At 65.8% G+C, this 21,344-nt stretch carries 20 protein-coding genes; 4 read left to right on the forward strand and 16 right to left on the reverse strand.

Features of this window, described 5'->3' with window-relative positions:
* Positions 1–3: 3 nt before the first annotated feature.
* Together ku and ACUVWL_RS17335 are read right to left on the reverse strand one after the other, a co-directional pair.
* Complete coding sequence (gene ku / locus ACUVWL_RS17330) at positions 4–924, reverse strand: non-homologous end joining protein Ku (RefSeq protein ID WP_032958403.1); 921 nt, start codon at positions 922–924, stop codon at positions 4–6.
* Between the two features lie 164 nt (positions 925–1,088).
* Positions 1,089–1,487, reverse strand: a complete 399-nt coding sequence (locus tag ACUVWL_RS17335; RefSeq protein ID WP_014035432.1) for a hypothetical protein — start codon at positions 1,485–1,487, stop codon at positions 1,089–1,091.
* A gap of 145 nt (positions 1,488–1,632) precedes the next feature.
* Between ACUVWL_RS17335 and ACUVWL_RS17340 the strand changes: the two genes are divergently transcribed.
* On the forward strand, positions 1,633–1,977 hold the full coding sequence (locus ACUVWL_RS17340; protein ID WP_014645419.1) for a hypothetical protein: 345 nt from the start codon (positions 1,633–1,635) through the stop codon (positions 1,975–1,977).
* A 79-nt stretch (positions 1,978–2,056) separates the two neighbouring features.
* Here the strand turns inward: ACUVWL_RS17340 and ACUVWL_RS17345 are convergent, their stop codons facing one another.
* Positions 2,057–4,150: a TonB-dependent receptor family protein gene (locus ACUVWL_RS17345; protein ID WP_445978600.1), complete on the reverse strand. Its 2,094-nt coding sequence runs from the start codon at positions 4,148–4,150 to the stop codon at positions 2,057–2,059.
* A gap of 171 nt (positions 4,151–4,321) precedes the next feature.
* On the opposite strand from ACUVWL_RS17345, the gene ACUVWL_RS17350 reads away from it, so the two are divergent.
* The 3 genes from ACUVWL_RS17350 (at position 4,322) to ACUVWL_RS17360 (ending at position 7,616) form a co-directional block, all read left to right on the forward strand.
* Positions 4,322–5,524 (forward strand): amino acid aminotransferase, encoded by a 1,203-nt coding sequence (locus ACUVWL_RS17350; RefSeq protein WP_014645417.1) that lies wholly within the window; start codon positions 4,322–4,324, stop codon positions 5,522–5,524.
* A 259-nt stretch (positions 5,525–5,783) separates the two neighbouring features.
* The gene (locus tag ACUVWL_RS17355; RefSeq protein WP_032957939.1) at positions 5,784–6,800 is read left to right on the forward strand and encodes a class 1 fructose-bisphosphatase; all 1,017 of its coding nucleotides are present in this window, start codon (positions 5,784–5,786) and stop codon (positions 6,798–6,800) included.
* 108 nt (positions 6,801–6,908) lie between these two features.
* Positions 6,909–7,616, forward strand: coding sequence for a 2OG-Fe(II) oxygenase (locus ACUVWL_RS17360; RefSeq protein WP_032957940.1), 708 nt, complete (start codon positions 6,909–6,911; stop codon positions 7,614–7,616).
* A gap of 56 nt (positions 7,617–7,672) precedes the next feature.
* On the opposite strand, the gene ACUVWL_RS17365 is transcribed toward ACUVWL_RS17360, so the two are convergent.
* From ACUVWL_RS17365 to recF, 13 genes are all read right to left on the reverse strand, one after another.
* Positions 7,673–8,764 (reverse strand): PA0069 family radical SAM protein, encoded by a 1,092-nt coding sequence (locus ACUVWL_RS17365; RefSeq protein WP_445978601.1) that lies wholly within the window; start codon positions 8,762–8,764, stop codon positions 7,673–7,675.
* Positions 8,765–8,906: 142 nt separating this feature from the next.
* On the reverse strand, positions 8,907–9,650 hold the full coding sequence (locus tag ACUVWL_RS17370; protein ID WP_014645413.1) for a pyridoxine 5'-phosphate synthase: 744 nt from the start codon (positions 9,648–9,650) through the stop codon (positions 8,907–8,909).
* A 9-nt stretch (positions 9,651–9,659) separates the two neighbouring features.
* A complete protein-coding gene (locus tag ACUVWL_RS17375; RefSeq protein WP_014645412.1) occupies positions 9,660–9,929 on the reverse strand; it encodes a hypothetical protein in 270 nt (89 codons plus the stop codon).
* Between the two features lie 40 nt (positions 9,930–9,969).
* Positions 9,970–11,430, reverse strand: a complete 1,461-nt coding sequence (gene cls, locus ACUVWL_RS17380) for a cardiolipin synthase (RefSeq protein WP_111206047.1) — start codon at positions 11,428–11,430, stop codon at positions 9,970–9,972.
* Positions 11,431–11,603: 173 nt separating this feature from the next.
* Positions 11,604–12,017 (reverse strand): ExbD/TolR family protein, encoded by a 414-nt coding sequence (locus ACUVWL_RS17385; protein ID WP_005411740.1) that lies wholly within the window; start codon positions 12,015–12,017, stop codon positions 11,604–11,606.
* Positions 12,018–12,020: 3 nt separating this feature from the next.
* Positions 12,021–12,446 carry an ExbD/TolR family protein gene (locus tag ACUVWL_RS17390; protein ID WP_005421196.1) on the reverse strand — a complete coding sequence of 142 codons (426 nt, stop codon included), beginning with the start codon at positions 12,444–12,446 and terminating at the stop codon, positions 12,021–12,023.
* A 61-nt stretch (positions 12,447–12,507) separates the two neighbouring features.
* Entirely contained in the window at positions 12,508–13,269 is a 762-nt protein-coding gene (gene exbB, locus ACUVWL_RS17395) for a TonB-system energizer ExbB (RefSeq protein WP_005411738.1), read from the reverse strand.
* Positions 13,270–13,363: 94 nt separating this feature from the next.
* Positions 13,364–14,032, reverse strand: coding sequence for an energy transducer TonB (locus ACUVWL_RS17400; RefSeq protein WP_049408447.1), 669 nt, complete (start codon positions 14,030–14,032; stop codon positions 13,364–13,366).
* Between the two features lie 143 nt (positions 14,033–14,175).
* The gene (locus ACUVWL_RS17405) at positions 14,176–15,369 is read right to left on the reverse strand and encodes a tetratricopeptide repeat protein (RefSeq protein ID WP_014035419.1); all 1,194 of its coding nucleotides are present in this window, start codon (positions 15,367–15,369) and stop codon (positions 14,176–14,178) included.
* 132 nt (positions 15,370–15,501) lie between these two features.
* Positions 15,502–16,308 (reverse strand): M48 family metallopeptidase, encoded by an 807-nt coding sequence (locus tag ACUVWL_RS17410; RefSeq protein ID WP_014645409.1) that lies wholly within the window; start codon positions 16,306–16,308, stop codon positions 15,502–15,504.
* A gap of 71 nt (positions 16,309–16,379) precedes the next feature.
* Positions 16,380–17,228, reverse strand: coding sequence for a CPBP family intramembrane glutamic endopeptidase (locus ACUVWL_RS17415; protein ID WP_046433405.1), 849 nt, complete (start codon positions 17,226–17,228; stop codon positions 16,380–16,382).
* A 67-nt stretch (positions 17,229–17,295) separates the two neighbouring features.
* Positions 17,296–19,755, reverse strand: coding sequence for a DNA topoisomerase (ATP-hydrolyzing) subunit B (gene gyrB, locus ACUVWL_RS17420; RefSeq protein ID WP_014645407.1), 2,460 nt, complete (start codon positions 19,753–19,755; stop codon positions 17,296–17,298).
* Positions 19,756–19,867: 112 nt separating this feature from the next.
* Positions 19,868–20,962 (reverse strand): DNA replication/repair protein RecF, encoded by a 1,095-nt coding sequence (gene recF, locus ACUVWL_RS17425; protein WP_445978602.1) that lies wholly within the window; start codon positions 20,960–20,962, stop codon positions 19,868–19,870.
* Positions 20,963–21,344: the final 382 nt, after the last annotated feature.

Here is a 21,344-nt window from a genome sequence, read left to right on the forward strand (position 1 = left end):
GGTTCAACCTGCCTTGCGCCGTGGTGCGGCCTTCTTCGCAGCCTTCTTCGTTGTCTTCTTTGCGGCCTTCTTCACCGTCGACTTTGCAGCTGCCTTGCGCGTTGCGGCCTTCTTCGCCGGCGTGCGCTTGTTCGCATCCAGGCTCTTCTGCAGCAACGCCATGAAGTCGACAACGTTCGTTGTCGCATCCTCGTGTGGTGCGGGCTCATCTTCCACCCGCGTGGTGCCGCCCTTGGACTTGATGCGCTTGTTCAGCACCTGCTGCAGGCGCTCGCGGAATTCATCGTGGTAGTGCGATGGGTCCCAATCGCCGGACATCGACTCGATCAACTGCTCGGCCATCGCCGTTTCCTTGCTGGTGATGCGGTAGTCGGACAGCTTGCCGGCAGGCAGCTTGTAGTCCTCGGGATCCACCAGTTCCTGCGGATAGCGCAGGATCATCAGCACCAGCGCGTCCGCATGCGGCATCACCGCACACAGGTACTCGCGCGTGCGCACCACCACCCGGGCAATGCCTACCTTGCCGGTACTGCGCAGCGTTTCGCGCAGGAGCACGTAGCCCTTTTCGGCCTTCTTGCCGGGCACCAGCAGGTACGGCTTCTCGTAGTAGCGCGGGTCGATCTGCGCTGCGTCCACGAAGGATTCCACCTCCACCGCTTCGTGGCTTTCCGGCGCCGCCGAGCGGATGTCGCCTTCCTCCAGCACGACATAACTGCCCTTGTCGTACTCATAGGCTTTGACGATGTCCTTCCAGGGCACTTCCTCGCCGGTGTCGGCGTTGACCCTTTCGAAACGGATCGGCTTGCGATCGCGCGAGTCGAGCATGCGGAACTGCAGGTCAACCTTGCGTTCGCCGGACATCAGCGACACCGGCACATTGAGCAGTCCGAAGGACAGCGTACCGGTCCAGATCGGGCGGGCCATGGACGCACCTTTGATGGGGCAGGGCACCCAGCTTCGGATGGGCGGTGTAAACCACCCGTGTCGATACCGTGCACGTGGGTTCCACGCAGGTGCGGTAGTGCCGGCCGCCGGCCGGCAGAGCTCGCGGCCTCAAGTGTCCTGGGGTTGCCGGCCAGCGGCCGGCACTACTGCAGCAACGGCCTCACCGCCGCCGCCGGAATATGGTCCAGCGCGCGCCAGGCGTCCTCCACCACCGGCCGCGCCTGCGACCAGCCCAGCCGCGACTGCCCGCGCATCTGTTCCCAGTGCTCGGCCAATTCCTCGCAGGTATCGGCAGCGTCGCCGCGCGGCCAGTCGGCAGCATGGGTTGTCAACGCGAAGGCATAGACCGGGCACAGGTCACGCCAGTTGCGATGACTTTGCCCGCGACGTTCCTCGTAGTCACTGAGCATGTACTGCAGATAGTCCTGGGCCACCGCCTGCGGATCCTCATGGCGGCGCGTGCGGCGCTGCGCGGTACGTTGGCCGAGCGGATCGAGCAGGGCGTTGAACACGGACGGTGCGGGTCGTTCAAGACGGGGCATGGCCGGCTCCTGCAGCGGGGCGGGTGGGCAGGAATACGCGCGGTGCCGTTACCAGCGGGTGAGCGAGATGTTCATGACGCCAGGTTCGCGGCGGCTTTACCTGCGTCGCGGTGTAGTGGGAACCCCGAGCGCAGGTAGCCAGACCATGAGCCGAGAGACCTCCCGCGACCCGCTGCGCGCAAACCACCCGCCCATTCCGGGCGAGCAGCGCGGCAAACGCGATGCCGACAACGCCGACTACCGTGGCACCGGCGCACCGTTCTTCGATGCCGAGCACGGGAGCGACCATCTGCCGGTGAAGCACGAGGCTGAACAGGCGGCGCAGGACCGCAAGGATGGCGGTGACCGCCATCGCGGTGGCCAGGAAAGCCCGCTCAAGCGCCGCGAACGCAAGCAGCGCGCCAGCGACAACCAGGACGAAGCGCTGGAGGAGACCTTCCCGGCCAGCGACCCGACATCGCCGTTCGTGCCAGCCAAGGCCCCCGACTGACGGGTAGTGCCGGCCGCTGGCCGGCAACCTCCTGACGTCCTGCACGGCGCGATGCCGGCCAGCGGCCGGCACTACCCCTTCAACGCCACGACCATTGCAGGCCGACGTTGGCCCGCCGTCCCGGTCCCGGTTCGTAGAAGCGCCCGTTGCCATCGTTGACGATCACCGAGCCTATGTAGGCCTGGTCCAGCACGTTCTCCATCCGGGCGAAGGCGCGCAGCTCGCCACCCGGCAGGGCCCAGCGACGGCCGCCTTCCAGATGCAGCAGGGCGAAGCCGGGCGCGCGTTCGGTCGCCACGTCGTTGACTACGGTATCACTGCTGGCGGAGGCCTCCAGCGCCCACTGCCACTGGCCGGGCGACCATTGCAGCCGGGCAAAGGCCTGCTGGCGCGGTACCCCGGGCAGGCGGCTGCCGGCGGCAACCAGGGTGTTGGAGGTGAGGTACGGCGAACGCGCCTGCGCCTGCAGCCAGGTCCACGCCAGCTGCAGCTCCAGCTGCTCGGCCAGCGGCTGGCGATACTGCAGTTCCACACCCTGGCGGCGGGTGCGGCCGATGTTGCGATAGGTGCTGCGACCGCCGATGTTGCTGGCAACTGCCAGCTCATCGTCGGTATCTGCACGGAACAGGCTGACATCGAGCTGGGTTCCATCCTGTGCGTGCCACTTGCTGCCTAGCTCCAGGCTGCGGCTGCGGGCGGCCGCCAGATCCAGCGCCAGACCCGCCTGACCATCGGCGCGATACCCCAGCTCGTTGAAGGTGGGGGTCTCGAATCCACGCCCCACGGCGGCATGCAGGCGCCACTGCGGGCTGGCCTCGAAGCTGACGCCTGCCACCGGCGTGGTCGCCTGGTAGCGCCGGTGGCCACTGTCATCCGGGTTGCGGGTGGTGATGTAGCGATCGTCCGAGTCGAAACGCACCGCGCTGTGGCGCACCCCGGCCAGCAGCGACCAGCGCGGACTCCATTGCCACCAGGCCTGGGCGAACTGGTCCACGTTCTGCACGGTATCGATCTGGTCACGACGCAGGCGCCCGCGCACCCCGAGGGCGCTGCCCACGAAGTTCTCGTAGCCGGTGCGGTGCTGGCGCTGGCGGTCGGCGCTGAGCCCGGCCACCAGGTCCAGCGGCCGGCCGGCGAGGTCGCCGTGCCAGCCCCAGCGCGCGTCCAGCCCGCCATACCCGCCCTGCAGATCGATCACGCCGCCGGCATGCAGCGGGCTGTTGGTCTGGGGTGCCGGCGGAATCGGCAGGTATTGGGTCACCGTGCGTTGGCCGGCATAGCCCATCAATTGCCAGCGCTGTGCCCCGGTCTCCCGGGTCCAGCGCAGGCCAGCCTGCTGCTGGCGCACCGATTTGCGGGTGTTGTACTGGTGCGCGACTGCCGTGGCCTGGCGCGGATCAGCCGCCACCTGGGCACGGCTCAGGCCCAGCGGATCCTGCGCATCGGGGGCATCCAGCGCATTGAGCAGCAACTCCAGCCGCCCACCGCCCAGATCACCACCAACGCGTGCGTTGAGCGATTCGCGGCGCGCACGGCTGTGGTCCCGCCAGCCATCGGTGCGGAAGTGGTTGGCCGCGATGTTGTAGTCCAGCGCTGGGCCGGCACCCTTGAGCTGTGCGCCGACACTGAGCGTGTTGTCGGCGCCGGCATTCACGCGCAACCGCCACGGGTCACCGGCCTGGCCCTGCGCGCTCCAGACCTGCAGCACGCCACCGGAGGAATTGCCGTACAGCGCCGAGAACGGCCCGCGCAGCACCTCGATGCGCTCGGCGCCCAACAGGCTGGCATGCGACAGCTGGCCCTGGCCGTCAGGCATGGTGGCCGGCACGCCGTCGATCAGCACCCGCACCCCGCGCACGCCGAAGGTCGAGCGTGCGCCGAAGCCACGAATCGACAGCTGCGTGTCCTGGGCGAAGTTCTGCCGGTCACGTGCCAGCAGTCCGGGGACCCCGGCCAAGGCCTCAGACAGCTGCGCACCGGTGCCCGCGCGGCTGGCGTCCATCCAGACCGTGTCCTGGCTGGCCGGCAGCGCGAACGGATCGATGCCCGGCACCCGGGCGGCCTGTACCTGCACCGCAGGCAGGGCGGTGGGCGCAGGCTCGGCCACCGCCGTCCAAGGCGACAGCAGCAGGGCGGACAGCGGCAGGCAACGGCGTCGTGCGGCGGGATTCATGATTCAGGTTGATGGATCGGGCGGCAACGCACGCCATGGTACGGGGCCGCGGATGACGATGGCGGCGGCCAGCCCCGGCAGGCTTTGTTACGATGGGCTGTTTCCGGCCGAAAAGCCGCGGACCGCGTAGCGCACTTCCTCCCCCTTTCCGTCTACCGAACGAGTACCGCCGTGTCCTTCTTTGCAAACGTGGAACTGGTCCCAGGCGACCCGATCCTGGGCCTGACCGAGGCGTACAACGCCGACAGCCGCCCGACCAAGGTCAACCTGGGTGTGGGCATCTACTACGACGAGAGCGGCCGCATTCCGCTGCTGCGCGCCGTCAAGCAGATCGAGCAGCAGCTCGCCGCTGAAGCCAAACCGCGCGGCTACCTGCCGATCGATGGCCTGCCGGCGTACACGCAGGCGACGCGTGAGCTGGTGTTCGGCAAGGATTCGCCGCTGCTGGCCGCCGGCCGCGTGACCACCGCGCAGACCGTTGGTGGCAGCGGTGCGCTGCGCGTCGGCGCCGACGTGCTGAAGAAGCTGCTGCCGCACGCCACCGTTGCGCTGAGCAACCCGAGCTGGGAAAACCACCGTGCGGTGTTCAGCGCCGCTGGTTTCGAGGTGCTGGATTACACCTACTTCGACCCGGGCACCCATGGCGTCGATTTCGACGGCATGCTGGCCGACCTGGGCAAGCTGGAAGCCGGCACCGTGGTGCTGCTGCACGCCTGCTGCCACAACCCCACCGGCGCTGACCTCACGGTCACCCAGTGGAAGCAGGTCGCGCAACTGCTGAAGGACAAGCAGCTGTTCCCCTTCATCGACATGGCCTACCAGGGCTTCGACAAGGGCATCGAGCAGGACGGCGCAGCGGTGCGCATCATCGCCGAAGCCGGCATCGACAGCTTCATCGTCGCCAACTCGTACTCCAAGTCGTTCTCGCTGTATGGCGAGCGCGTGGGTGCGCTGTCGATGGTGGCGCCGACCGCCGCTGACGCCAAGGCCGTGCAATCGCAGGTCAAGCGCGTGATCCGCACCATCTACTCCAGCCCATCCACCCACGGCGCTGCACTGGTGGCCGGCGTGCTGACCAACCCGGAACTGCGTGCGATGTGGGAGCAGGAGCTGACCGAGATGCGCGAGCGCATCCACGCCCTGCGCCACGGCCTGGTCGAGAAGCTGGCCGCTGCCGGTGCACCGCAGTTCGGTTTCATCAACGAGCAGGCCGGCATGTTCTCCTACTCCGGCCTGAGCCGTGAGCAGGTCGAGCGCCTGCGCGACGAGTTCGGCATCTACGCCGTCGGCACCGGCCGTATCTGCGTGGCCGCGCTGAACCAGAACAACCTGGAATACGTCGCCAAGGCCGTGGCCACCGTCGCCAAGGGCTGAAGCAACGCTCCAGTAGCTTGAGGACAAAGGCGCCGAAAGGCGCCTTTGTTTTTTGCGCCCTGGTCTCTGTAGAGCCGAGCCTACGCTCGGCTTGTGCGGCATGAAGGACGAAGAGCAGCCGAGCGCGGGCTCGGCTCCACGGAAGGAAGGCGCCACGAGCGCAACGCATCTGGAAACGATTACGCCTTCCCGCGCTCACGCACGCCCCCGCCAGACGGGCGACAATAGGCGTTTTCCCGCTGCCGAGACCTGCCCGCTCATGTCCCGTACTTCGTTGACCCGCTTCCTGATCCAGGAACAGCACGCCGGCCGCATCAATGCCGACCTGCGCCAGCTGATCGCGGTCGTCGCCCGCGCCTGCACCAGCATCTCCATCGCCGTCAGCAAGGGCGCCCTCGGTGGCGTGCTCGGCGACGCCGGTACCGGCAACGTGCAGGGTGAAGCGCAGAAGAAGCTCGACGTCATCAGCAACGAGATCCTGCTCGAAGCCAACGCCTGGGGTGGCCACCTCGCCGCCTGCGCCTCGGAGGAAATGGACCACAGCCAGCCGGTGCCGGACATCTATCCCCGCGGTGATTTCCTGCTGCTGTTCGATCCCCTCGATGGCAGCTCCAACATCGACGTCAACGTCTCCGTCGGCACCATCTTCTCCGTGCTGCGCTGCCCGACCAATGTCGAGCTGCCGGGCGACGACGCCTTCCTGCAGCCGGGCAGCAAGCAGATCGCCGCCGGCTACTGCATCTACGGGCCCAGCACCCAGCTGGTGCTGACCGTCGGCCATGGCACCCACGCCTTCACCCTGGACCGCGAGAAGGGCGAGTTCGTGCTGACCACCGAGAACATGCAGATCCCGGCGGCCACCCAGGAATTCGCGATCAACATGTCCAACCAGCGCCACTGGGAAGCGCCGATGCAGGCCTACGTCGGCGACCTGCTGGCGGGCAAGGAAGGCGTACGCGGCAAGAACTTCAACATGCGCTGGATCGCCAGCATGGTGGCCGACGTGCATCGCATCCTTACCCGCGGCGGCATCTTCATCTACCCGTGGGACAAGAAGGACCCGTCCAAGGCCGGCAAGCTGCGCCTGATGTACGAAGCCAACCCGATGGGCCTGCTGGTCGAGCAGGCCGGCGGCGCCGCCTGGACCGGCCGCGAGCGCATCCTCGACATCCAGCCCGACCAGCTGCACCAGCGCGTGCCGGTGTTCCTCGGTTCGCGCGAGGAAGTGGCCGAGGCCGTGCGCTACCACCACGCACACGACGACGCACAGGGCTGACAACCGATCGCCTGACAGCGGTCATGGCAGATCGATGACATGACCGTGGGGTGACACCGAGGGCGGCAAACGGCACCATCAAGCCGTTGCCGCCGAAGGAACGCACGCATGCACGAGCAGGGCCCGGTCGATTTCATCGAAGTCATCCACAACGCCGTCCCCAGCGAGGTCTGCGCGGCGATCGTCGAGCGCATGCGTGCGACGCGTGGCCTGCTGCCCGGTGCGGTGGGCAGTGGCGTGTTCCCGGAACTCAAGCACAGCAAGGATCTGCGCATCAGTGGCCTGGACGGCTGGCAGGATGTTGATCAGCAGCTGCAGATTGCGGTGTTCAACGGCCTGCTGACTTATCTACGCCGTTATCCACAGGCGTTGATCGCCCCACTGATGTTGCAGATCCAGGACAGCAACGGCCAACCGCGACGCCTGTCTGCCGAGGACTTCCCCGACATGCCGCAGCAGCAGCTGGCCGACCTGGCCCGCACCTGCCTGCGCCCGGGTGCGATCAACCTGCAGTGGTATGCGGCGGGCGAGGGCGGCTACCCGTACTGGCACTGCGAGCTGTACCCGAAGGATGCGCAGGCCGAGACCCTGCACCGGCATGTGCTGTGGACGCTGTACCTCAACGACGACTTTGACGAAGGTGAAACCGAGTTCCTGTTCCAGGGCCGCAAGATCGCGCCGCGTACCGGCAGCCTGCTGATCGCCCCGACGGCGTTCACCCACACCCATCGTGGCAACCGGCCGCAGGGTGGCGACAAGTTCATCGCGACGAGTTGGATCCTGTTCCAGAGTGCGCAGAAGTTGTTTGGAGGGTAATGCCGAGCTGCTCGTCGGCCGCGTATGTAGAGTCGAGCCATGCTCGACTGATGGACTCAGAACAACGAGCCCTGCGGCGACTCCTTCTTCGGCGGCAGCGGCTTCTGGAAACGGCTGCAATCCAGCTTCGGCCAATGGCTGTTCTGTGCATTGAAGCCCAGACGCTTGCGTGCCAGCTTGAAGCGGTTGTTCAACAGATCGGCATACACGCCCTGGCCACGCATACGCGTGCCGAACTGGCTGTCGTAGTCCTTGCCACCGCGCAGCTGCTGGATGGTGCTCATCACGTGCGCAGCGCGATCGGGATGGTGCGTATCCAGCCAGTCGCGGAACAGCGGTGCCACTTCCAGCGGCAGGCGCAGCAGCACGTAACCGGCGGTGCTCGCACCTGCGCCGTGCGCAGCCTCCAGCACGGCTTCCAGCTCGCTGTCGTTGATCCAGGGAATCACCGGTGCCACCATCACACCGACCGGAATGCCGGCGTCATGCAGGCGCTTCATCGCGCGCAGCCGTGCATGTGGCGCTGATGCACGCGGTTCCAGCTTCGCGGAAAGATGCGGGTCCAGCGAGGTCACCGAGAAGTGCACGCTGACCAGGTTCTCCGCGGCCAGCGGCGCGAGCAGATCGATGTCGCGCTCGACCAGCGCGTTCTTGGTGATCAGCGAGAACGGATGCCGGGTCTCCAGCATCACTTCAATCAGCTGGCGGGTCAGCTTGAACTTGCGTTCGATCGGCTGGTACGCATCGGTGTTGATGCCCAGTGCGATCGGCTGCGGCACATAGCCCGGTTTCGACAGTTCCTTGCGCAGCAGCTGCGGCGCATTGGTCTTGGCGAACAGCTTGGTCTCGAAGTCCAGCCCCGGCGACAGGTTCAGATAGGCATGCGAAGGGCGGGCGAAGCAGTACGAGCAGCCGTGCTCGCAACCGCGGTAGGGATTCACCGATTGACTGAAGCCGATGTCGGGCGAGTTGTTGCGGGTGATGATGCTGCGCGCGGTTTCGGCGCGTACTTCGGTGCGCAGGCGCGGGGCGAGGAACTCTTCGCTTTCGTCGACCGCCCAGCCGTCGTCCACCGCCTCGCTGACGGTGCTTTCAAAGCGCCCGGCAAGGTGGGACGTGGAACCTCGGCCCTTGATCGCAATACCCATTTCGGCAGGGTACGTCGTGGCCGTCTCAATGGCTGCGACGGCCGCCTGAAGGGTTCAGGGCGAGGCTGAGCCGAGCATGGACTCGGCTCTACAGTTGATGCAGAGACCTTGTGGAGCCGAGCCTACGCTCGGCTGCAATGCATCAGAGCAGCGCCAGGTACCCGCGCACGGTGGCATCCAGCCCGTCATACAGTGCCTCGCCGATCAGCGCGTGACCGATCGACACCTCCAGCACCTCCGGCACGTGGGCCAGGAAGTCGCGCAGGTTGTCCTGCGACAGGTCGTGGCCAGCATTGACACCCAGGCCGACGGCCTGCGCTCGTCGGGCAGCAGTGGCGAACAGCGCCAGCATCGCATCGGCATCGCCCGCCGCATGCGCCTCTGCATAGGGCCCGGTATACAGCTCGATGCGGTCCGCCCCCACCTCAGCTGCCTGCTCCAGCAATGGGTTGCCCGCGTCAACAAACAGGCTGACCCGACACCCCATGGCCTTCAGCGCAGCCACCAGCGGACGCAGGCGCTCGGCATCGCGTTCGAAGTCGAAACCGTGGTCGGAGGTGATCTGGCCATCATCATCGGGGACCAGGGTGGCCTGCGCCGGACGGGTCTGTTCGCACAGCGGCAGCAGCCCCGGGTAGCCCTCGCGCGGCGGCGCGAACGGATTGCCTTCGATGTTGAATTCAACGCCACGCGCGCGGGTCAGCGTGGACAGGGCCAGCACGTCCTCGGCGGTGATATGCCGGCGGTCCGGCCGTGGATGCACGGTGATGCCATGCGCGCCGGCATCCAGGCAGGCCTGGGCGGCACGCACCACGTCCGGTTCGGCGCCGCCGCGCGAATTGCGCAGGACGGCGATCTTGTTGACGTTGACGCTGAGCTGGGTCATGGAACGGAACTACTTGGAAAGAGGGGACGGGTCGTGGTCGTTGTGGTCGTCAGTGCGGCGGGCCTGGGCCTGTTCGCGCAGGCGGCGCAGCTCCTCGGCATCGATCAGCGTGGCCGGGTCGCGCTGCAGGTCGCCGAAACGGGCCACGTAGCGGCCGCGCACCCAGGCCAGCAGGAAGCCGAGCGCCGCCAGCAGGCACAGGGTCATCAACCCCGCGCTCGGGGTCTTCAGCGCGAAGGCAAAGCAGCCCAGCGCCAGCAGCAGGTACAACCAGTACATAGTCGGGCTCCCCGGATGATCGCCGCAGTGTAGCGCTGCGTCAGAGCAGCGGCGAGGCCAGCCGGGCGAAGGCCTCGGGCAGGCGGTGCAGCCACAGCGAGCGACCGGCCTGGTCGTGCACCCGCATGGAACGGTCGAATTCGCCCTGCAGCAGTTCGGCCAGCGCAGCGACGCGGTCACGGTCGCTGATCATCATCGACAGTTCGAAGTTCAGCCGGAAGCTGCGGTGGTCGAAGTTGGCGCTGCCGACGATGCAGACATCGTCGTCGGCGATGAATGCCTTGGTATGCAGCATGCGCGGGCCGTACTCGTAGATCTTCACGCCCGCGTGCAGCAGTTCGTCGAAGTAGGACCGTGCGGCCTGGGTGACGAACCAGGAGTCGCTCATCTTCGGCACCAGCAGGCGCACGTCCAGGCCGCCCAGCGCGGCCGAAGTCAGCGCCATCCTCGCTGCTTCACCGGGCACGAAGTAGGGCGTCACCAGCCACACGCGCTCGTGTGCTTCCTGGATCGCCGCCACGTGCAGGCGGTGGATGGTCTCCCAGCCCGAGTCGGGCCCGGACACCAGCACCTGGGCGCTGATCGATCCATCCGCACGCAGCGGCATGTCGGCCGGCCACAGGCGGGCGATGTCGAAACGCGAGTGGTCCTGGCCACTGGCATAGAGCCAGTCCTCGGCGAACACCAGCTGCAGGCTGCGCACCACGTGGCCGCGGATACGCATGTGCAGGTCGCGGTAAGCGTCGGGCCTGCGGCTCTCGTCTTCCTCGTCAGTGATGTTGATGCCGCCGGTGAAGGCGAGGCGACCGTCGACGATCACCAGCTTGCGGTGGGTGCGCAGGTTCAGCCACGGGCGCTTGAACGGCTTCAGCAGCTGTCGCGGATGGAACCAGATCGCTTCGCCGCCGGCGTCCAGCAGTGGCTGCAGGAAGCGCCGGGGCAGGGCGGAAGAGCCCACCGCATCCAGCAGCAGGCGCACCTGCACACCGGCCTGCGCACGTTCGACCAGGGCATCGCGCAGTGCGGTGCCGGCATGGTCGGGGTTGAAGATGTAGTACTCCAGGTGCACGTGGTCGCGCGCCTGCGCGATCGCGTCGAGCAGCGCGGCATAGGTGGCTGCGCCGTCGACCAGCCAGGTCACCTCGGTGGCACTGCTGGGCGCCAGTCCGGTGGTGGCCTGGGCAACCTTGGCCAGCTCGGTGCAGTCCGAATCGGGCGGGCAGACATCGCTGTAGTGCTCCATGCCCGAGCGTGCACGGCCACGACGCAGCCGTTGCCGCTTCACCTTCTGCGGCCCCAGCAGGTAGTAGATGAAGAGCCCGAGGTAGGGCAGCAGTGCCAGCGAAAGGATCCAGCTCAGCGTGGCCACCGGCTCGCGCTTCTGCAGCATGATCCAGCCCGCCAGCGCGAACAGGTAGAGCAGGTAGGCCACCGCCAGGATCGTGCCGAGGTGGGCGATGCCGTCGAGCCAATGGCGCAGGGAGTCGAAGAGGGCGAGCATCCGCCGATCATAGCGGCGCCTGCTGCCGGATGGGGTCGGATGGGGTCAGATCCCTTTCCTCAGGAAAAGGGATCTGACCCCAACCCGTGCGCCACGACGAGAACACAAAAAAACGCCCCTGTTTCCAGGGGCGTCTGCAGTCGCGTCATGACTGTTGTATTGCGGTGTAGCGTTTACTGCTGCACAAATCCGATCTTCTTCATCTGAGCATTCTTCGCGGCGGCCAGAACCTTGGCCATCACGTCGTACTCGGAATCCGGGCTGGCGTCGATGCGCAGTTCCGGCTGGTTGGTCGGGTCACGCTGGACCTCCTGCTCCATCCGCTGCTGCAGCTCGCTGGTATTGATCGGGCTGTTGTTCCACGAGACCTGGTTGCTGGCGTCGATCTTCAGTTCGATCGGCGGCGGCGGTTCGACCAGCTGCGGCGGTGGGTTGAGCACGCGCTGCGGCAGGTCCACGGCGATCGGGTACGTCATGATCGGCGCGGTCACGATGAAGATGATCAGCAGAACCAGCATCACGTCCACGAGGGGCGTGACGTTGATGTCTGCCATGGGGCCCTTGCCACCACCACTACTGAATGCCATGGCTTATTGCCCCTTTTCTTTGGTCGCAACGAAGCCGACGTCCAGCATGCCCTGTTCCTGCGCGACCTTGGTCAGGTCGTTGATGACGCGCATCTTGGTGGTGCGGTCACCACGCAGGTTCAGCGGCGGCTGCGGGGTCTGCTGTGCGGCGGTCGCCAAGCGGGACTCGAGAGTCTGCTTGTTGATTTCTTCGTCGTTCCAGTAGATCGAGCCGTCTTCCTTGACTGCCAGCGTGATCGGGTTCGGACGCTTTTCAGCATCTTCCGGCTTCTGGATCAGGTTGGCTTCCGGCAGATCCACCTTGACCTTGTGGGACATCAGGGGCGCCGTGATGATGAAGATGATCAGCAGCACCAGCATCACGTCCACGAGGGGCGTAACGTTGATGTCGGCCATGGGGCCGCCGCTGTTACCACTACTGAAAGCCATAACGGGCTCCGTCTAGATCTTGGTGACTACTTACTTCGTCGCTGGGTGTCGCGCGCCGCAATTAGCGGACGCGCGAACCGGTGGCGAAGAAGTCGTGCAGGTCGTGCGCGAAGGTATCGAACTTGCTGATGGTCGCGCTGTTGATCTTGCTGAAGAAGTTGAAGGCGAACACGGCCGGGATTGCGACGAACAGACCGATCGCGGTCATGATCAGCGCTTCACCCACCGGGCCGGCAACGGCGTCGATCGAAGCGGAGCCGGTGGCACCGATCTTGATCAGCGCGCCGTAGATGCCCCACACGGTACCCAGCAGACCGACGAACGGAGCGGTCGCGCCGACGGTGGCCAGCAGGGTCATGCCCGACTGCAGCTTGTTGCTTTCGCGGGTGACGGCCTGGCGCAGAGCGCGGTCGACGAACTCCGAACGGCTCAGGTTCTCACCGACGCCGCCGGTAGCACCGCCTTCAGCGCGCTGGTGGTGGGCAGCGGCCTGGGCAGCGTCCAGGGCGATCTTCGAGAACGGCTCCGAAGCCGGCTGCTCTTCCATCGCACGGATGGCGTCCTGCGCGTTCGGGGTGTCCCAGAACAGGCTGACGACGCGGTCAGCGGCGCTCTTCAGGCGGGTGGCACGGAAGATGTTGATGACGGTCCAGTACCAGGACATGGCCGACATGGCGATCAGGGTCAGCAGCACGACCCAGGAAACCGCGAAATCACCCGGCTTGGTGGTCATTTCGTGGATCAGGTGCTCGAAGCCCATCTGCGACAGGGCGTTGGACGGATTGCCCCCGGCAGCAGCGGCGATGAAAATTTCCTGCAGCATGACGCTTACCTTTGTTGTGTGTGGTGATAAAGGGTGTAGCTAAGCTAAACAATCGAACCGGGAGCGGGGGTGGCCGGAGGGCCACCCGGACGCATCAGTTCAGCGCAAAGTTGACCGGGACGCGAACGCGACCTGCCGCCTTCTTACCGCCAGATTCAGCGGCGTTGAAGCGCCACTTGCGAGCTGCTTCCATCGCAGCACGGTCCAGGTCGCGGTTACGGCTGGACTTTTCCACCGTGACATTGGTGACGTTGCCGTTGGCATCGACATCAATGATCAGGATCACTTCGCCCTGGATACCCGCGCGGAAGGCGGCCGGCGGATAGCGCGGCGGATTCATGGCCTTCGACGAGATGTCAACGCTGGCCTCGATCGAGGTCGGCGGAGCCGGCGGCGACGGGGGCGACGGCGGGGTGACGATATCGTTCGGGCGCGGCTCCGGCACGTCCACGACCGGCGCCTGCGGCGGCGGCGGTACGGGCGACGGCTTCGGCGGCGACAGATTCTTCACCGGCGGTGGCGGAGTATCCTGCGGCGGCGGCGGCGGCGGCGGCGGTGGGGGCGGCGGCGGCGCGTCGACGATGGTCACCATGACGTTGCGCTCCTTCTCCGCGACGGCCTTGGGAGCCACGGCGGGAATGAGGAGCATCATGAAGGCGGCCAGATGCAGGGCAATTACAAACGCGATGCCGACGATGCGAGGCCAGCTCAGCCCCTTGTCATCGGGTTGTTCGTACCGGTGAACGACTAGTTGTTCCGTCATGCGCCAAGAGCTCAATAGTGGGGCCGGAATCCCGGGGGCGGGATCCCTGATCAGCGGTGCATGACACCGCAGGAACCTCCAAGCTTATACCAATCCTGAGCGCCTGCGCATCAACTGAGCAGGCATTCAGGCGTTATTCCTACTTACTTCAGGTTGATGATTTTTTTGGCATCCGCCTGGTTCTTCACGCCCTTCGCCAGCGCCTGCTGGGCGGCCTGCTTGGCCTCGGGGACGCGACCTTCGGCATGCAGGACGCGTGCCAGGTTCAGGTAGGTCTCACCGTCCTTGGAGAGCGGGGCAGCCTTCTGCCACGCATCGATCGCCTGCGGCACCTGGTCGGAGTAGTAGTAGGACTGGGCCAGCGCCAGGTAGACCTGGTAATCCGGCTTCAGGATGCCCTTCTGCAACCCTTCGTTGATGACCGCGATGACGTCCTTTTCCTTGTTCTCGGTGTTGGCATAGATCGAGTACAGCTGCTTGTACTCGCGCTCTTCAGTGAGCTGGCCGCTGCTGCGCAGCTTGTCCATCACCGCGGCGGCCTTCGGCATCTGGTCAGCCTGCATGTACATGTTGGCCAGATTCAGCTGGGCCTTCTTGTCCGTCGGGTTCTTGGCCGCCAGCGCTTCTGCGGCCTGCACGGCCTCACCGGTCTGGCCGGCTTCGGACAGGGCCGCCATCAGCAGCTGGTTCCAGTTGTCCTTCGGCTCGGCGGCGCCGGCGATGGCCTGCTTCAGCACCGGGATCGCTTCCTGATAGCGCTCCAGCTGGTACAGCGCCTGGCCCTTGGCGATCAGCTCTTCCGGCTTGGTCGACTTGCTCTCTGCGAAGTACTTGTCCAGGGTGGCCAGGCCTTCGGCGGTCTTGTCTTCCTGCAGCTGCAGCTGGCCCAGCATCAGCATCGACTGGAAGTGGCCGTTGTTGTCCAGGCCGTTGAACTGGATCACCTGCTTCAGATACGCGATGGCGCCCGGCACGTCGTCGGTCTGGTAGGCGGCCTGCGAGGCCAGCTGCGCGGCCAGCGACTTGTCGTACTCGTTGGAAGCGCTGTCGGCCAGGATCGCGTCAGCCTGTTCGCGCGTCTCCGGGAACTTTTCCTTGTTGTAGCTGTCGATCATTTTCTGCAGCTTGCTGCCCATCTTGGCCGAGGCCTTGGCGGTCGGCTCCTGGCGGGTCGCATTCGGGTACAGCGGTTCGGCCTTGGCCTGCTTGCTGCTACCGCCGCGGCTGCCACGGTCGGAGGAACGCGAGGACTGCGCAAAGGCATCGGTGACCACGGCGCCGGTCAGGGCGGTCGCGACGAGGACGGAAAGCACAGCTTTGTGGTTACGGAAAATCATCGTTCACCTCGATCGAACCGCCGGATAGCGGCAAAGTCGGACTGTCAGAAAAATCTGAGCCGCCAAACGTATCAGAAACAGATGGCGTGAGAAATCGTTTTATGTGCTGCAATACAGCATAGAACTGCGCACTCATCCGCACTTTGGCCGCAGCCCGGCCGCCTGCGCCTGCTGGTAGACCGGCGTCAGGCCCGGTGCATCACGTCGCAGCTCCTGGATCCGGTTGGCCGGATCGGGGTGGGTGGACAGCCATTGCGGGCTGCGACCGCCGCTGGCGGCCATCATGTTCTGCCACAGGTCCACGGCCTGGGCCGGGTTGAATCCAGCCTGCGCCATCAGCCGCTGGCCAATCACGTCTGCCTCGCTTTCCTGCGTGCGCGAACCCGGCAGCAGGAAGGCCGCCTGCGCGCCCATCCCACCCAGCTGGTTGACCGTGCTGGCGGCGCCATCGCCATAGGCGGCACCGGCCAGCGCGCCCAGCACGGCCAGGCCGGTCTGCGCGCCCATCTGCCGGGTGATGCGTTCTTCGTGGTGACGCGCGATGACATGGCCGATCTCATGGCCGATCACGGCAGCCAACTGGTCCTGGTTCTTGGCGACGGTGAAAATGCCGGTGTTCACGCCCACTTTTCCGCCGGGCAGGGCAAAGGCGTTCGGTTCCTTGTCGACGAACACGGCGGTCTCCCACCGTACGCCGCGGTACTGAGGCGGCAACTGCGCGACCAACGCGTTGACCACGCACTGCACGTAGCCGTTCTGGCGGCCATCGGTGCTGATCTTCTCTTTCTGCTTGGTCTCGGCAAACGCCTGCGCGCCGAGCTGGTCAAGCTGTGCCTGCGATACGCCGCCCACCATCTGCCGTCTTCCGGTTGGCGAGGTGGTGGTCGCACAGGCACTGACCACGGTGGTGATGACTAGAGCCAGCAGCAGTTGTTTCATGGGTCCGCCCCCGTGTTCATGTGCGCAGTGTGTAGCGTACCTGCTTAATCTTTCGTCAAGCGGGCACGGCGTTACGTTGACCCCAGGAACACCATTGCGGCGAGCGCCACCGCGTTGTTCAGCGCATGCGCCGTGATCGCCGCCCACAGGGTGCCGGTGCGGCGGTACAGCCAGCAGAAGGCGGCACCCATGCCGCCGTAGACCAGCCACAGCTGCGCCATGCCCAGCAGCGAGTTCTTGCTGACACCGGGCACTTCATGGACCAGGGCGAACGCCAGGCTGCTGAGGATGAGGCCCAGCCAGGGGCGGCCGGCCTGCCACAGGCGCCCGAACAGGACACGACGGAACAGCAGCTCTTCGTAGGCGGGGGCGAGGACGACCGCAAACAGCACCAGGAACAACGGGAAGCGCGCGATCGCGCTCTGCATCAGTTCCACGTTGGTCGGCACCGGCTCGATGCCGAACTGCTTGGAAAGGAAGGCGACGCCGTTGCTGCCAACCACGATCAGCGTGGCCACCAGCAGGGTCCAGCCCCAGGTGGAAGGACGCTGCAGCGCCTGTCGCGAGGCCAGGCGTTCGCCGGCGTTCGCCGGGCGCCGCCAGAAGTACAGCAGCAGCGCGGCACCACCGGTGGCGATCAGGGCCATCAGGATCTGGGCCAGGGCCCCGGGCTGGCCCACTGCCGCGCCGGCGCTGTCAGGTGTGAGTGCACCGCCATTGGCCGCGACGTTGGCGCGGCTGACCACGATCGCACGGTAGAAGCCCCAGAACAGTCCGGTGACCATGCTCAGGCCGACCAGGGTGACGGCGGCGATGCCCAGGTCGATGAAGAAACCTGCCAACGGTGCCACGGCGCGCGGCGGGGTAGACGGCGGCGGAACCGGAGGCGGAGCGGCGGAGACCGGGGCGGATGCGGACATCAGGTACCTGCGTTCAAGGGACGAAGGCCGGTGCAGCTCCCCGCGCACCGGCCAGGTCCCGATTGTGTCAGATATCCAGGTTGGCGACCTTCAGCGCATTGTCTTCGATGAAGTCACGACGCGGTTCGACCACATCGCCCATCAGGGTGCTGAAGATCTGGTCGGCAGCGACCGCATCCTCGATGCGCACCTGCAGCAGGCGACGGGTCTCCGGGTTCACCGTGGTATCCCACAACTGCTCCGGATTCATTTCACCCAGACCCTTGAATCGCTGGATCTGGCGGCCGCGCTTGGCCTCCTCGAGCAGCCAGTTCTGCGCCTTCGCGAAGCTGTCGACTTCGATCGACTTGGCGCCGCGGGAAATCGTTGCACCTTCGCGCACCAGCCCGTGCAGCAGCTTGGAGGCCTGGTGGATCGCGCGCAGTTCGCCACTTTCGAACGCCGACAGCGGCAGCACCTGGATGTGCTCCTCGCCCATGTGGCGACGGGTCACCAGCACGGCGGCGGGGCGCTCCTCGTTGGCCTCCTGCAGTTCCAGGCTGAAACGCGGGCTGCCCAGGCTGCCCTGGTTGAGGCGCTTGGCCAGCGCATCCAGGCCTTCGCCTTCGCCCGCATTGCGCAGGCTGTCCATGTCCATCGGCACGAAATCGACCAGCGCTTCGAGCAGATTGCGGTCATAGCGGTGGGCATTGCGTTCGATGGAATCGAGCGCGGCGGCATAGGCCAGCAGCAGCTTTTCCAGCGCCAGGCCTTCGATGCCCGGTTCGCCGGTGGCCGGCACCAGCGCGGCGTTTTCCACCGCACTGCTGGCCAGGTAACTGTCCAGCGCCGGGTCGTCCTTCAGGTACAGCTCCTGCTTGCCCTGCTTGATCTTGTACAGCGGCGGCAGGCCGATGTAGACGTAACCGCGCTCGATCAGCTCCGGCATCTGACGGTAGAAGAAGGTCAGCAGCAGGGTGCGGATGTGGGCGCCGTCGACGTCGGCGTCGGTCATGATGATGATCTTGTGGTACCGCAGCTTGTCCGGGTTGTACTCGTCACGGCCGATGCCGGTGCCCAAGGCCGTGATCAGCGTACCCACCTGGTCGGAGGACAGCATGCGGTCGAAGCGTGCGCGTTCCACGTTGAGGATCTTGCCGCGCAGCGGCAGCACCGCCTGGTTCTTGCGGTTGCGGCCCTGCTTGGCCGAGCCACCTGCCGAGTCACCCTCGACGATGAACAGTTCGGACAGCGCCGGGTCCTTTTCCTGGCAGTCGGCCAGCTTGCCCGGCAGGCCGGCGATATCCAGCGCGCCCTTGCGGCGCGTCAGATCGCGGGCCTTGCGCGCCGCTTCGCGTGCACGCGCAGCGTCGACGATCTTGCCGGCGATCGCCTTGGCTTCGTTCGGGTTTTCCTGCAGGAACTCTTCCAGGCGCGCGCCGAAGGCGTTTTCCACCGCCGGGCGCACGTCGGAGCTGACCAGCTTTTCCTTGGTCTGGCTGGAGAAGCTCGGGTCCGGCACCTTCACCGACAGCACCGCGATCATGCCTTCGCGCATGTCATCGCCGGTCAGGTTGATCTTGGCCTGCTTGGCGATGCCGTTCTGCTCGATGTAGTTGTTGAGCACACGGGTCAGCGCACCGCGGAAGCCGGCAAGGTGGGTGCCGCCGTCCTTCTGCGGAATGTTGTTGGTGAAGCAGTACATCGTCTCCTGGTAGGAGTCGGTCCACTGCAACGCCACATCCACGACGATGCCGTTGTGCTCGCCGGTGACCGAGATGACGTTCGGGTGCAGCGGGGTCTTCAGCTGGGCCAGATGCTCCACGAAGCTGCGGATGCCGCCTTCGTAGTGGAAGTCATCACGGCGGCCATCGCCACGTTCGTCGGCAAGGACGATCTTGACGCCGGAGTTCAGGAACGACAGCTCGCGCAGGCGGCGAGCCAGGATGTCGTAGTGGAATTCCACGTTGTCGTGGAAGGCGACCGTCGACGGCCAGAAGCGCACGGTGGTGCCGCGCTTGGTGGTGGTTTCCAGCTTGGCCAGCGCGGTCACGGCGGCGCCGTTGCTGAATTCCTGCTGGTAGTGGAAGCCGTTCTGGAACACGTCCACCAGCAGCTTCTGCGACAGCGCGTTGACCACGCTGACGCCGACGCCGTGCAGGCCGCCGGACACCTTGTAGCTGTTGTCGTCGAACTTGCCGCCTGCGTGCAGGACGGTCATCACCACTTCGGCAGCCGACACTTCGCGACCGAGCTTGGCGCTCATCTGCTCGTGCTTGCCGGTCGGAATGCCGCGACCGTTGTCGGATACCGAAACCGAGCCATCGGCGTGGATCGTCACTGCAACGTGATCGGCGTGGCCGGCCAGCGCTTCGTCGATCGAGTTGTCGACAACCTCGAACACCATGTGGTGCAGACCGGTGCCGTCATGCACGTCACCGATGTACATGCCGGGTCGCTTGCGGACAGCCTCCAGGCCTTCCAGGGCGGTGATGCTGTTGGCGTCGTAATTGCCGTTGTTTGCCGGGGTGTTCTGTTCGTCGCTCATTGCGCTTGCCGTAGGCTCCGCAGGTCGGCCACCGCTTGGAGCGATGCGCCGAGAATGAAAGGATTTCAACCCGAATTATACCAGCCGGGGTCGAGCGGCCCTGGTGTGCCCACTATGGCACAGCCACGATCTGTGCATGTTCCACGTGGAACCGGGCGATGTGGGTCAGTTCCTGCAGCGCCGCCGGCGTTTCGGTGGCGGTGATGAAGATCTGCGCCGGCCCACCGAGCAGGCGCTGCAGAACCCGCGCCTGGTGGGTGCGATCCAGCTCCGAGCCCAGATCGTCCAATGCGATCACCGGCCATTCGCCGCGCTGTTCCGCGTAGTCCTCGGCCTGCGCCAGCAGGCAGGCCAATGCCGTCAGCTTGGCCTGGCCGCGGGACAGCGCATCGCGACCCGGAATGCTGTGGAAATCCACGCTCCAGTCTGCCCGGTGCGGACCGACCGAGGTGTATCCGGCCTGGCGGTCACGTTCCCGGGCCAGAAGCAGCGCATCGGCCAGAGGGAGCTCGTGCCGACGCCAGCCCGGGCTGAGTTCCAGTGCCTGGATGCCGAGCTGCGGGGCCAGGCTGGAAGCCAGCGCCACGGTGCGCTGCTGCAGACGCTCCAGGTAGTGCTGCCGACGGCTGGTCAACGGTTCGCCGGCTTCAGCCAGTTCGTGATCCCAGGTATCCAGCATCCGCGACGGGCCACCTTGCTTGAGCAGGGCATTGCGCTGTTTCAGTGCCCGCGAATACCGGCGCCACAGGGACAGGAAATCAGGTTCCACGTGGAACAAGCCCCAATCGAGGAATCGGCGGCGGGGTTCACCACCACCGCTGACCAACGCATGGCTGCCTGGCTCGAATGTGACTACCGCAAGCGCTGCGCACAGATTGCCGAGCTGGGCCACGTCTTCGCCGTCCAGGCGCCCCCTCCAATCCTGGCCACTGTGCCGCAGGCCGGCCTTTCGGCGGTGCGGCGGGTGATTGGCACGTTGTTCGTCCCATTCCACGAAGATTTCCAGCGCTTCCTGGCCCTGGCGCACCAATCCATCGCGGACACGACCACGGAAGCTGCGCCCATAGGCCATCAGGTGCAGGGCCTCGAGCACGCTGGTCTTGCCGGCACCGTTGTCGCCGGTCAGCAGGTTCAATCCCGGCTGGGGCGACAGCTCCACCGCATTGAAGCGACGCAGTTGGTGCAGGGCGAGGCGGCGGATAAGCATGGGGCGCGAAAGACCATCCGCACGGGGCGGCAGAGGGGCAGGGAATTCATCAGCTTACTGCATCGGTCAAGCCGGACGTGCCCGGCCAGCTATCCGGCCAGCTATGGAGCAGTTACCGCAGGTCTGCCTGCGCCCTGACCGCTGGTTCCACGTGGCGCTGTTTCCTCATCCCAGCAGATGCGGGTCTCGGCAAGCCCGGAAATCCTTCGATTCTGCGAAGGGTAGCGGGGGTGTGAGCCTTGGATTTCGCCGATTTCAGGCGATGCCGTGGACAGCGCTTGCCTCGTCGCCGGCGAGTACCAGCGGATGAACCTGCAGATTCCTTGAAATCTACGGTCCCATGCCCTGGGCGGTTCCACAGATTTCAAAGAATTCAGACCGA

Source organism: Stenotrophomonas muris, from assembly GCF_052751275.1.